7 protein-coding genes are annotated in these 12,795 nt (G+C 56.7%); 4 read left to right on the plus strand and 3 right to left on the minus strand.

The features are described 5' to 3' along the window. Positions 1-117: 117 nt before the first annotated feature. Complete coding sequence (locus JYG33_RS01140) at positions 118-369, plus strand: type II toxin-antitoxin system prevent-host-death family antitoxin (protein WP_207873795.1); 252 nt, start codon at positions 118-120, stop codon at positions 367-369. Continuing rightward, positions 356-685, plus strand: a complete 330-nt coding sequence (locus tag JYG33_RS01145) for a type II toxin-antitoxin system RelE/ParE family toxin (RefSeq protein ID WP_207873796.1) — start codon at positions 356-358, stop codon at positions 683-685. Before JYG33_RS01140 ends, JYG33_RS01145 begins: the two co-directional genes overlap by 14 nt. Positions 686-772: 87 nt before the next feature. Here the strand turns inward: JYG33_RS01145 and JYG33_RS01150 are convergent, their stop codons facing one another. The 3 genes from JYG33_RS01150 to JYG33_RS01160 all read right to left on the minus strand — a co-directional run bounded on the left by JYG33_RS01150 (position 773) and on the right by JYG33_RS01160 (position 7,568). Next, positions 773-3,925, minus strand: coding sequence for a tetratricopeptide repeat protein (locus tag JYG33_RS01150; protein ID WP_207873797.1), 3,153 nt, complete (start codon positions 3,923-3,925; stop codon positions 773-775). 159 nt (positions 3,926-4,084) lie between these two features. Then, positions 4,085-5,161, minus strand: coding sequence for a FliC/FljB family flagellin (locus JYG33_RS01155; RefSeq protein WP_207873798.1), 1,077 nt, complete (start codon positions 5,159-5,161; stop codon positions 4,085-4,087). Positions 5,162-5,471: 310 nt separating this feature from the next. Beyond that, complete coding sequence (locus tag JYG33_RS01160; protein WP_207873799.1) at positions 5,472-7,568, minus strand: PhoX family phosphatase; 2,097 nt, start codon at positions 7,566-7,568, stop codon at positions 5,472-5,474. Positions 7,569-8,079: 511 nt separating this feature from the next. On the opposite strand from JYG33_RS01160, the gene JYG33_RS01165 reads away from it, so the two are divergent. Beyond that, a complete protein-coding gene (locus JYG33_RS01165) occupies positions 8,080-9,558 on the plus strand; it encodes an SrfA family protein (protein ID WP_207873800.1) in 1,479 nt (492 codons plus the stop codon). A gap of 16 nt (positions 9,559-9,574) precedes the next feature. Then, the gene (locus tag JYG33_RS01170; protein WP_207873801.1) at positions 9,575-12,793 is read left to right on the plus strand and encodes a virulence factor SrfB; all 3,219 of its coding nucleotides are present in this window, start codon (positions 9,575-9,577) and stop codon (positions 12,791-12,793) included. Positions 12,794-12,795 lie beyond the last annotated feature (2 nt).

Genomic DNA, 12,795 nt, shown 5'->3' on the forward strand with positions numbered 1-12,795 from the left:
AGCCGACCTTTTCCCTTTTTCCGACTAACTATATAAGAGCCGTTTCCTGGCTCTTGTGTGTTTGCGGTCGTCTGGTGTTAAAATAGCTCTAAATTTGTAGCTTATTTAGGAGCCATTATGGATGCGATCTACGCTGATTACTCTATTAGCATGTCCGAGTTCAAGAAGAACCCGGCTCAGGTCTTGCGTACGGCGGGAGAAAAGCCCGTGGCTGTTCTGAACCATAACCGGCCTGCCTTTTATATGGTGACTCCCCGCTTGTTTGAGGCCTTGGTCGAGGAAATTGCTAATCGGGATCTGAATGAGCTGGTGCGTCGACGGCTGGCAGTAAAAGATACGGCGGTCGAGGTTGATCTTGACCAGCTCTGACCGTGCACCCACAAAATATAAATTGAAGTTTTTGCCCGAAGCCTTGCAGGAGTGGGCGCGGCTGGACGGTAGCGTCAAAACCACCTTCAAGAGCTTGCTTCGCAAACGATTGGATGTACCACATGTGCCGGGTTCTGCTTTGCGGGGTGACTTGCAGCATTGCTACAAAATCAAGTTGCTCAAGCAGGGCTATCGCTTGGTTTATACGGTAGAGGACGATGTATTGGTGGTCTTGGTGCTGGCGGTAGATAAGCGGGAGGATATGGCAGCTTACCGTGCCGCTGTTCAACGCTTAAGTGAAAACTTGGAGCGCTGAAGGAAACTCTTCGGGCCGTACTGAACACGGCGAGCTTGAAAATCTGGCCTTTCCTACCCTCCAGTGGCAGGAAAGGCCAGATTTGTTTTAGCGATAGTCCTGCTGGAAGGTCGCCTTCAAACCCTGCAATCGTTCCCGATTAAGCTTGGCCTTGATTTTGAACAGGCCTGCCGTCTCCACGGTTTTCTCTGCGTCCAGGAACTCCAGGACTGGCTTGTAGTAGTCGCGGTTCCAGAAGTCATGGATGAAGATCCGTGCCGAGCTTGGATCTCCTTTTTCGAGCACGTAGTCGATGCTCTCCAGTGTGCTGGCTACGCGGAAGCGGCCGTCGACCAGGATCAGGTCAAAGGGCAGGTCCTGGGTGTGGATGGATCGGCTGTAGTTGGGGAATTGATCCGCTGCGCGCAGGTCCACGGGGTAGCCCCATTCTTTGGTGGGGCCGATGTCTACATGGCTCACCTGGCAGGCATCACCCACTTCGGCGCGCAGTTGCTCCAGCCAGCGGCGGTCGCTTTCCACTCCGTGAACATTCAGCCCCATGCTGGCGGCCAGTTTGGTGGAGCCGCCGCTACCGAATTCGTAGTAGTGCTGGGCCTGATCCAGGCAAGACTCGAAAAACTCGATCTCGGCGGCGGTCATGGCCGGGATGTTGGGGATGGTCATGCTGGGCAGATTGCGCAAACGGGCCTGCTTCAGATATTCCTCGGCTTTGGGGTGCTGATGCTGTGTCAGCAAGCGCTGTGCGTAGTCCGGGGCTCCAAAGTACGCGTGAAGAATAAACGCCAGTTTTTCCAGACGCTCGACAGGCAGGTCTTGTGTATTACGCGGCAGGAATACGGCAATAGCCGAATGGGTGCGGCTGCCATTGTGGCTGTCTTTGAGCTGGGCGTCGGTGTAGCCGCTCTCGCAGTCAAAGGCCATGAGTGTGTAGAACTTCAGGCCATGCGGTGTGAGCAGATCACGGGCCTGCGACAAGTCCAATTGCTGGGCGTCACCTGGTGCAAAATGCACCTTGATGGAAACGGCCAGGACGTCTTTCAGGGTCTGACTGGCGTTGGTGAGCAGGGCGTGATTGTCGTAGTTGTCCGCCAGCATCAGCCAGTCGATGGGCGCGTCTCGCTCCAGATCGTCCAGGCGGATGGAGGGTAGATCGAACTGCGCCAGTGCCTGGCTGGCCTCCATGACGGGGGCTAGGGTGCCGCTTTGCCGATTGTCCAGACGGGCCTGAAAACTGACTGCGCCGCCATGTCCCAGCACGGCTTGCTGAACGATTTGCAGTCGGTTGCGGTTCAGGGGCAGGAGCAAATCTTGCGTGGTGGCGGCGGGATCGAAGCAAATCAGATGCAGGGCACCGGTTGCGTAAAGTTGCTCGAATTTAGCGTCCTGCACCAGTCTCGCGCCGTGATCAATGACGACAACAGGGTGCTTCAGCTCGAAACTGAAATCTTGTGTTCCAGAGGCTTCCTGCAAGGGCACGGCAAGTTGGGCTCTGTCCTGATCCTCAAAGCGAAGCTGGTGATCATGCTGAATGCTAAGGGCAGCGGGTGCCAGCCCGTCGCAATGCCGTTGCCAGATGGCGTGCAAAGCCTGACGCAGGGATTGAGCAAAAGCCTCGTGGTTGCAGACGGGAGAGTTCAGAAAGACCTGACGCATCTCACTGCGCAGGGAGGCCAGCAAAGCATGATCTTCAGCCAGCATGCAGGCCAGGGAGACGTAATGCTCCCAGGACTGGGCAACCAGTTGCGGATAACCGGCGTTGCTGATGTGGCTGGTGGAGTGTCGGCTGGCAAAGGTGGGGCCGGGCAAGGTAATGACCGGGGCACCCATCAACATGGATTCCAGTGTGGTCAGCCCGCCCGAGAAGGGCCAGGGGTCCAGAGTGATATCAACGCGGTTATAGGTTCTGAGCAGTTCCCGGTGATTGGATTGCCCCTCAAAGTCCAGGCGCTCAGGATCAACTCCTTGGGCTTTAAAACCGTCCTGGATTCTTTGCTTGAATTCCTCGCCTTCGTACAAAGAGCCTTTCAGCAATAGGCGTGCATTGGGCACCGCCGTCAAAATAGCCGCCCAAGCCTGAATGGTCGCTTCATTAATCTTGTTGGCGTTATTAAAGCAGCCAAAGGTAATGTGACCATTTTGTTCGATGGGGGCGGGGCCGACTTCTGGCACGTAGAACGGCGGCATATAGCTGATGTAGCCGTTGGGCATGCGAATCAGCTTTTCTGTGTAATCCGAGTCGGTGCCTTGCGGGCTCTCAAAGCGGTCCGAGATCAGGTAGTCGATATAGTCCAGACCCATGGAGTTGTTCAGGCCACCTACCCATTTCACAATCAGTGGAGCTGGCTTCATGGACAACATGCGCAGTCGAGTGCCTTTGTGATAGCCACTCATGTCGATCAGGATATCGATACGGTCACGACGAATTTGCTGATTGAGCTGATCATCGCTCAAGGCCGCGGTTTCGCGCCAGGCGTGGCAATGCGCACGGAGCTGCTCGGTGACGTCGTCAGGCTTGTCGGTGCTGCTGTAGGCGTACAGCTTGAATTCATTTTTGGATAAACGGGTCAGCGAGCCACTGGTCATGCGGGTGACGGGGTGATTGCTGAAACCATCAGAGAGCAAGCCGATACGCAGCGTACGTTTGGCGATGCGGCGCGTGTCTGCCGCCGCGTGCAGGGTGTAGGCGAAGCGCTTTTGCCAATCCTGTTGCAGTTGGCGAATATCGGCCAGATCCAGATTCGGGTTGAAGTGCTCATCGGTAATCACCTTGCCCAGAATCAGATCGTTCTTGGGGTCCTGGCGATGAGCCTGGCGCAGCAGCTTGCGCGAACCGTCCAGATCACCGCGTTTTGCATGCAGCTCGGCCAGTTTGAACAGGGCCACGGCGCTGGGCTTTTGTTTGATTTCTTCTTCAAGCAGCGCTTGGGCGGCCGTATAGTCCCGGCAAGCCACATACACATCAACTGCCAGATCGCGTGCTGCCAAGTCTTTTTTCAGTTTGAGTTGGGGCAGGTAGCGGCGTGCCTCTTGGGGGCGTTTGTCGTTGATCAGCGCCTTGATGATGAGCGACAGGCTGGCCTGATGCTCGGGATGGTGGGCAAGCAGTTCTTCCAGCGTGGCAATGGCGGCAGGGAACTGGCTGCCATTAAAAAGCTGGAGGGCATCTTGGTAGCGCGTATCGGGGGACACAGGGCGGGCAGAGGAGGACATGGCGTGATAGGGATCTGAAGTCTCGTTCAAATCTGGCTAGCATACCGGTCGGGCCTTGTGGTCAATGCGTGAAATAAGCCGGTTTTTCAGGCCTTTGCGCCAAAAAAAACCGGATATTGCAGGCAATATCCGGTTTTCGTGCAACTGGCCGACAAGATAAACCTGTCGGCCCGGCATGTAGCGGCTGAATTAACGCAGCAGCGACAGAACCGTTTGTGGAACTTGGTTGGCCTGGGCCAGAACCGAGGTACCAGCTTGTTGCAGGATCTGAGCACGAGTCATGTTGGAGACTTCGACTGCATAGTCGGCGTCTTCAATACGCGAACGCGAAGCGGACAGGTTAGTAACCGTGTTGTTCAGGTTGGCGATGGTGGACTCGAAACGGTTCTGCACAGCACCCAGGTCGGAACGCAGGTTGTCCACGTCTTGGATGGCGGCGTCGATCGATGCCAGAGGAGCGACCAGCGACAGAGTTTCTTTGTCGGTCACTTCAGCGCCACGAGCCACGGAGATGGTGTTGGCGGTTGCGTTGGCGGTGATGGTACCAGCAGCGTACACCTTGCCTTCGTGCAGGATGTAGTTGGTGGAAGTTGCACCGGTAGTTTGAGTCAGAACGCTACCACCGCCAGTGGCAGTAACCAGCGTGTTGGCGTTACCCATTTGAGCAGGAATGGGGTTGCTGGTGGTGCCCGCAGCAGCTTTCATTTCGTGCTTGGTAGCGTCGAATTTCTTGGCCAGCTTGGAAACGTCCAGATCTTTCAGGTTCAGCGTTTCGGAGTCAATCTTCTTCAGGTTAACCGAGATGGTTTCGCCGTCGTTGGCGCCAACTTGGATAGCCAGGGATTGGTCTTTGGCCAGAACTTTCACACCGTTGAACTGAGTTTGTTCGGAAACACGGTTGATTTCAGCCAGACGCTGGTTGATTTCAGCCTGGATGGAGTCCAAGTCAGTTTCGGAGTTGGTGCCGGTGGTAGCTTGCACGCTCAGAGTACGGATGCGTTGCAAGTTGTTGTTGATTTCGTTCAGCGAACCTTCGGTTGTCTGAGCGATAGAGATACCGTCGTTGGCGTTGCGGGAAGCTTGGCTCAGGCCGTTCACGTTCGATGTGAAGCGGTTGGCAATAGCTTGGCCGGCGGCGTCGTCTTTAGCGCTGTTGATGCGCAGACCGGAGGACAGACGCTCAATGGATTGACCCAGTGCGCTTTGCGATTTGCTCAGATTGCCTTGGGCAACGAGGGAAAGCGAGTTCGTATTGATAACAGACATGGTAACTCCCGATGTTGAGTAGAGCGGCGAAACGTTTCGCCCTTTGCCCAGGAAAGCGTTGGCGTTCTGCTAGGCCCCGGGGGGCTGATCGCGCATTCGACACACTGCGTTCTTCCTGTACAGCACCATTAACGGAAGGGGTAAAAAACTCTTTAGGGGCCTGTTGAGAAAATTTTCTCGATTTTGTCTTGAAGCCTTGATTGATGCGGCTTAAAGAAAAAGGCGAGGCCCTCTGTTGACGGCCCCGCCTTGCAATAACTTTAGAAAAAACGGACCAGGGCGGATTCAAACAGCGAAACCGCCCATGCTGTTACACAGCAATAGGCTTGCCATCCGCACGTTGGATGACGACGGTCGAAGAACGCGGGCGTACCGTGTTCATGCTCACAACCGTGGCGTCATGGGTGTCGTAAGCCGGCCAGTTCACGGGGTGCTGGATATTCAGAAACAGGCTGGTGTGGTCCGGGGTCATGGAAAAGCCGGTAATTTCGGCTTCGTTAGGCCCCACAAAGAATCGGCGCAGATCCGCCTGGTTGCTGGCATTGATGGCCGGGCCTGTACCACTGCTATCGGCCAGAGAGCCTGGGATAACGGCCAGCATCTGGTCGTTGGTTGCGCGGGCTACGTTGTTCTTGCGTCCGCCGTCGATGCCGTTGTCCGTTTGAATCCACAAGATGCCACGGCTGTCGAAACCCAGGCCGTCCGGGCTGGCCAGTTGGTTCAGGTCAGTCAGGCCGGAGCGGTTGGTGTCGGCGTCGGCACCCGAGTCCGAACCAAATACAAAGATGTCCCACTTGAACTTGGTGGAGTTGGCTTCGTCGTGCCAGCGAATGATGTGACCGTTGACGTTGTTCAGGCGCGGGTTGGCGGCGTTGGTGCCTGTGGACGCGTTACGGCTGGTGTTATTGGTCAGCGTCAGGTAGATGTCGCCGTTGCTGGGGTGGGTGGCCGTCCATTCCGGGCGATCCATTGGGGTGGCACCCACAAAGTCGGCTGCACCACGGGTGTTGATCAGGATTTCTTCCAGGGTTTTGAACTTGTCAGACAAGGTGCCGCCATCCTTGCCTTTGGTCGAGCCCGTCAGAGCCAGCCACTCGCCCGAACCGTCTTCGTTAAAGCGGGCTACGTACAGCGTGCCTTTGTCCAGATACTTGGCGCCGACGGCCAGGCGGTCTGTACGTGTGGCATCTTTCGGGTCCCAGTTGGCTTCGGACACGAAGCGGTACACGTACTCAAAGCGCGAATCGTCGCCACTATAGAAAGCCAGGGGTTTGCCAGCTTCCGGTTTGCTGTAGGCGCAGCCTTCGTGAGCGAAGCGACCCATGGAGGTGCGCTTGGTGGCAATGCTGCTGGGGTCGTAGGGGTCGATCTCGACCAGGTAACCAAAGCCGTTGACTTCGTTGCGCCAGTCCTCGCTTGCGCTGGCGCCGGTTTCGGTCACGTTGAAGCGGGCAAATTCGCCCAGGACTTCAGAAGGATCTTTGGCAGCCGTTTCCCATTGGTAGCGGCCAACGGGGCCAGCCGATACGCCAACGCGCTGCTGGTGTGCCGGGCGATTGCCGGTGTTCACAAAGCAGGCCGCCCAGTTCTCTTCAGCGGTGATGTAGGTGCCCCACGGTGTCGTGCCGTTACCGCAGTTGTTGTTGGTGCCGCGCACTTGCGTGCCGTTGGGCGAGAAGGGGGTCTTTACCCAGTCCGTGCCACCAACAGGGCCAGCCAGTTTCATGGCGGTGGCAGAGGTAAAGCGACGGTTGTAGCGCGAGTTCTTGACGATGTCCCAGCGGCCATTGCTGCGACGAATGTGGATGATGGCCACGCCGTGAGCGTTGATTTCCTTGCGTACTTCTTCAGCCGGGCGCTTGCCATTGACCAAGGTCGGGCCATTGGGGTGCAGGGCTTTTTCATCAATGTATTCGTGGTTGACTGCCAGCAGGCCCTCGATAGAGCTGCCTTCCAGGGGGAAGAAGTGCATGCCGTCATGGTGCATGCCCATGGAATTGAGCAGGTCGTTGGAGCTGTTATTGCCGTTCTTGTCCCAGGGCAGGGCATTGTCATTGATCGGCGTGCCCCACGGTGCCAGCACATGGGCGATGTAGCCGGGAGGCACCACACAGCCGTCGGTCATGGAGGTGGGCAGGGATTCAAAACCCAGTTTGACGCTTGCGGGTAGTTCCGGGTCTGGATTGGGGTTGGGATTTGGGTTTTGACCGCCGCCATTATCAGAGGAGGAACCCCCTGTGCTGCTGCTGTCACAGCCTGCCAGACCCAAACCGGTCATGGTGGCCAGAGCCGCTGCCAGACCACCACGCATCATGGCGCGGCGAGACAGGCTCTTTTCCAGGATTTCACTAAAAGGGGTGTTCTGACTGAGGTTGCGTACAGTCTTGTCGGAAATGTGTTTGCTCATAGTGATGAATAGCGCCAAGGCTGAGTTGTGGGGGGGAGCGCTCATCCTAGAGGGTCAAAGTGAAAGGTCTATGACAACTACCTGAATGCCATGAAGGTGATGTTTTTGTGGGGATAGGGCCAGGTGCTGCGTGTTCAGCCTGAAGGGGCTGGGCAGCGGACAGGGCGGCAGACTGGTGTGGATAGCCTCTTTTCAGCGGGGAGATGTGGCGAGATGTGGCATTACGTTTGATTCAAAAAATCAGTGATTTGGGTATTTGAATAATATCGGGTTTGTTTTATGTACAGGGCCGTACATTTTTTAGTTCTTTCATCCGAAAAGCAGTCCGGCCTTTCTCTATCTATTTAGTACACAAGGACTAAAACGACTTTTGTTATTTCACGGCGTTCAGGAATCTTTCAGCTTTGCGGCGCTGTTTTTCATTGTGTACACCCTATGAATGGGCATTTTCCTGGGGCTTTGGGACTTCCTATTTGATGTACTATGTTTCTTTTTTTTCTTCGGGAACTCAATGAAGCAAGGGGTTTTACTGCGCAGTGGCCGTGCCGATGCTTTTATGGCTTTAGGTGAGGGCGGCCGACCGGTATTTCGCTCCGCTTTACAGTTGCGAGAAGCTTTGCGCCGTCGGGCAGGCAACTTTGCCGACCATCTGGCGATTCCGCAAAGCAATGAAACGGGTTCCACGCTGGATTGGTACAGCCCTGTTTCGGGTCAAGTGGTTCCCTGGACTGCTGCCACCGAGCAGGAACGTGAAGAAGGCCTTAAGCAATTAAGCGCTTTTCAGGCTCGCCTGAACGAGATGGCGCCTGCCATGGATGCCGAAGAACAGGACGCCTTGGGCGACAAGGCTTTGTTTTCCAGCTTGCTGCGCCGCGTTCTGTATTTCCCGGACGACAACTTTGTTTATCTGGTCAACGGCAAGCCCGTGTTGACCTTCTGGGGCTTTTTGCACCACGGTGCCGATCAGGGCCAAGACCCCCTGCTGCCCTTGATGCCAGCCCCCAAAGCGGCTCCTGTTATCGCGCCTGCTGTTGTGCCGCCGGTCGAGCCTGTGGTGGCTCCTGTGCTTGCACCCGTTGCGGCTAGCTGGTGGTCTCGTTGGTGGTGGCGCCTGCTGGCTTTATTGCTGCTGCTGGCCTTGCTCTTGTTTGGTCTGCGCTGGTGCACGACTCCCGTGGTGCCAGATACACCCTTGGGCTCCTTGACCTCCAGCGTAGGCAGTTACTTGCCCGAAAAAGTCCGTAACTGGTTAGGTTGGTCCTTGCCCAAACTGGATGCTGGCGCGCTGCTGCCTACCGGGCGTGTCGATGGTACGGGTGTGGTGCCAACTGGCACCGTGCCTGTCGCGCCGGGTGCTGGCGTAGCGCCGGGCCTTGAAGCACCGGGGGCGGCCGCTCCCGGCCTGGAAGCGCCTGCAGCACCTGGTGCGCCAGATGCCGCACCGGCTCCCGATGTGAATCCGTCTGCTCCACCCGCCGAGCCCACGACCAATCCTGACGCTAACCCCACACCTCCAGAATTGCCCCAGGACCCAGCGGCTCCGCCTAGCGATCCTGCTGCGCCCCCAACGCCTGATACCAGCCCGGCTGCGCCAGGAGCGGCGGCCCCCCCTCCCGGTTCTTTGGTGGTTCCACCGGATGCCCTGCAGTCCGGCAAGATGGACTTTCTGAATGGTCAGTGGGCGGCCCGCATGGGTGTGCAAGACAGCCAGACTGGCAAACCCGTACAACTGCAATACCAGTTGAAGGACGGCGCAGGCAATGTGCAGATCAAGCGTGGCGACGGCGTTCAGTGTGAAGCCCCCGTATCTGCTTCGTCCGAGCAGGGCCGTTTGATTTTGAATGCCAATTCCGCCGCAAAGTGCACGGACAATGCCGCTTACGATATGCCCAAAATTGTGTGTGACCCCGGTGCAGCGGGCGCAGCCGCCCAATGTGCGGGCATGTACGGCTCCAATGCCTTTCCTTTGATCTTGCAGCAATCCGAATGATGAGTGCTTGAATCTTATGTTGCCTGAATTACTCAAACACGATGGCTTGGTTACTTTGATCGAAAACACCGGAGTCCAGTTTATGGACTTCGGTTTTGACATCAATGCTCCCACTTTGGGCAGCAAGAAACTGGGCACCCTGAGCCATACCTTTTTCAGCACGAACGGCCAGAACTGGCGTTTCCTGTTTGAAGGCCTGCAGTTCGGCCAGGAACAAACCCTGTTCCACCAGCCTGAAGGCGAGGTTGGGGTGTATCAGGGTGGGGCTCGCAATGATCAGGAATGCGATGTTTCCCTAAGCCGTACCCTGGACCTGTTCGACGGCCTGTGGCTGCCTGTGCCGTATGTGCGCTTTGTGGCACCCCATCGCTTTGACAATGGCCCAGCCAGTTGGAGCCGCTTGCGCGTGGTGCGTCTGGAAACGCCAGATCGTGATGGCAATACGCACCGCATTACCGTGGCCTGCGACACCAGCGTGGTGGATCTGACCGAAGGCGCAGCCTACCTTGCCCCCTTGCGTGAAGACATCAACGCCGGTGCCTTGTTCCGCATCGCCTGCGACAGCGCTCATATGGACTGGTTCCTGAACCGCGACTGGGTGCAGGAATGGCTGCTGGAAGTCTATAAAGACAACGTCAATAAAACGCGCAATATCGACTTTGGCGAAGACATTAACGCCTTGCGTTCGGCGCAGTTGCACTTCTTGAATCTGCTGGGCTTGTTCGCGCCACCGCATGAGTGTGTGGAAGGGCGTTCGGAAGCCTGGGTGCGTTTGCCAGACATCAAAGTGCTGGCCGCCAATTGGCAAAGCGAGCAGGTCATTCCTGTGGACTTGGTGCTGGACGTCGGCAACTCGCGCACCTGCGGGATTTTGATTGAAAACCACGGTCAGGACGACTCGGGCTTGCGGCAGAACTATGTGCTGCAACTGCGTGATTTGTCTCATCCGCATCAGGTGTACAGCAAGCCCTTTGAAAGTCGCGTGGAGTTTGCGCAGACGGACTTTGGCAAGAACCACTTGTCCCTGAAAAGCGGACGTCCCACGGCCTTTTCCTGGCCCACTTTGGTGCGTGTCGGGGATGAAGCGGCCCGTTTGGCTGCTCGCCGTCGCGGAACCGAGGGGACGACTGGCCTGTCCAGCCCCAAGCGTTACTTGTGGGACGAAAACGAATACAAGCACGGCTGGCGTTTCAGCCAGCAGTACGACCGCTCCGATGCTGAGCCGCGTGCCCTGGCAGCACCGTTCTCCCTGCATATCGACGAGCGTGGTGAAGCCCTCTACACATTGGAAGAAGACGACCGCCTGCCCGTTTTTGAGCCTTTCTATTCCCGCAGCTCGGTCATGACCTTCATGCTGACCGAAGTGCTGGCGCAGGCGCTGTTGCAAATCAACAGCCCCGCACAACGGGTACGTCAGGGGCACTCCAACAAACCCCGTCGCCTGAGCAATATTGTCTTGACCGTGCCTCCCGGCATGCCATTGGTCGAGCGCAGCTTGCTGGCCGAACGGTTGCGTCAGGCCATTGGCCTGCTGTGGACCAGCATGGACTGGTATCAGGGCGAAGAAGATCCTTACGGTCTGGAGCCGTCCGAGTCGGGTCGCATGCCAGAAAACTTGCGTGTGCCGCTGCCCGAGTTTCGCGTGGAGTGGGATGAGGCCACCAGCTCGCAACTGGTCTACTTGTTTACCGAAATTACGCAGAACTTTGCAGGCCATGCGGACGAGTTCTTTGATGCTGTTGCCGCTCCCTATAAAGAAGATCGTGAAACGCTGACGCTGGGCATTATTGATATTGGTGGTGGTACGACCGATATCGTGATCAGCGACTACACCTTGCGTCGCCCGGCCGGGGCGGGTGGTGGCAGTAATCTGACCATCTCGCCCAAGCAGCGTTTCCGCGACAGCTTCCGGGTGGCCGGGGACGATATCTTGCTGGATGTGATTCAGCGCTATGTTCTGCCTGCCTTTGAAGATGCCTTGAGCCATGTGGGCGTTGAAGACACGGACGTGTTCTTGTCGCGTCTGTGCGGCAATGAAAAAGCCGATGCTGATAAAGCCGTCTTGCGTCAGCAACTGGCCTTGCAGGTCTTTGTACCCTTGGGCCTGGAGTTCCTGAAACGTTACGAAGCCTACGATCCGCATGATGACCCGCGTGCCATCCAGTCCTTGCCGTGGGGCGAGCTGCTGGAGTTCGAGCACTTGCAGGGTGATCAGGCCAATGCACCGCTGTCCCATGCCTCCGCCGGGTCTGCCGATGCCTTGCCGCGTGTATCCAGCAAAGTCGTGCAGTACGTTCTGGACGAGCTGCATAAACATGCGGGCAAGCGGGTGGAGTTTGAACTGGCGCAGGTCGAGCAGCCCTTTGATCTGGCTCATCTGCATCAAGGTCTGGTCAGTGGTTCTCTGAACATTAATGACCCCTTGCGCGCCTTCTGCGAAGTGCTGAGCTACTACGATTGCGACATTGTGCTGATGGCTGGACGCCCCTCGCGTCTGCCCGGAGTACAAGCCTATGTGCGCTCGCAAATGCCGGTGTCGCCTGCGCGACTGCTGCCTTTGCACAATTACCGCACAGGTAGCTGGTATCCCTTTCATACCAATGGTCGGATTGACGACCCCAAGAGCACGGCCTCGGTCGGCGCCATGTTGTGCCTGCTTTGCTACAACATGAATATTGACCAGTTCAATTTCAAAGTATCGAATCTGCGTCCCCGTTCCACCCTGCGTCATATCGGGATTATTGACTCCAATAATCAGATCAAGGATCAGGACATCGTCTACAAGGACGTGCTCCAGATGGACCCCGATACGCGCGAGGAAATGGTCACGCTAGAAAGTGTCAGCAGCGAAGATTCCGACGGCTATCACCTCTTGATGCAGGGCAGTTATCTGCGTCTGGGTTACCGCCAATTGGATGTTGAGCGCTGGCCTGCTTCGCCTTTGTACTACCTGCACCTGAACGAAAAGGTGCGTCGCCAGATGGCCGATGCGCCCGACGATGATGGTCAGTTGCCTTCCATGGAAGTGACCTTGATGGTGGATAAAGCGTCCCAAGGCGGGCAAGGGCGTCGCTTGATTAGTGATCGATTGAAGATCAAGAATTCGGCACCCCGAGATTTCAAACTAAGCGGTGTGTCCAAAGGGGCCGTCCGAATCCAGCTCAACACCATGCTGGAAGCAGGCCTGGGTGATTCTCCATATTGGCTCGATAGTGGGAGCGTAGTGCTCAAATGATG

This window comes from Alcaligenes sp. SORT26 (assembly GCF_017377875.1).
GTDB lineage: Bacteria > Pseudomonadota > Gammaproteobacteria > Burkholderiales > Burkholderiaceae_B > Alcaligenes > Alcaligenes parafaecalis.

Bases quoted from the DNA above. Each gene is read 5' to 3' on its own strand.
- JYG33_RS01170 (WP_207873801.1), top strand. From the start codon at position 9,575: ATGTTGCCTGAATTACTCAAACACGATGGCTTGGTTACTTTGATCGAA.
- JYG33_RS01160 (WP_207873799.1), bottom strand. From the start codon at position 7,568: ATGAGCAAACACATTTCCGACAAGACTGTACGCAACCTCAGTCAGAAC.
- JYG33_RS01140 (WP_207873795.1), top strand. From the start codon at position 118: ATGGATGCGATCTACGCTGATTACTCTATTAGCATGTCCGAGTTCAAG.
- JYG33_RS01155 (WP_207873798.1), bottom strand. From the start codon at position 5,161: ATGTCTGTTATCAATACGAACTCGCTTTCCCTCGTTGCCCAAGGCAAT.
- JYG33_RS01165 (WP_207873800.1), top strand. From the start codon at position 8,080: ATGAAGCAAGGGGTTTTACTGCGCAGTGGCCGTGCCGATGCTTTTATG.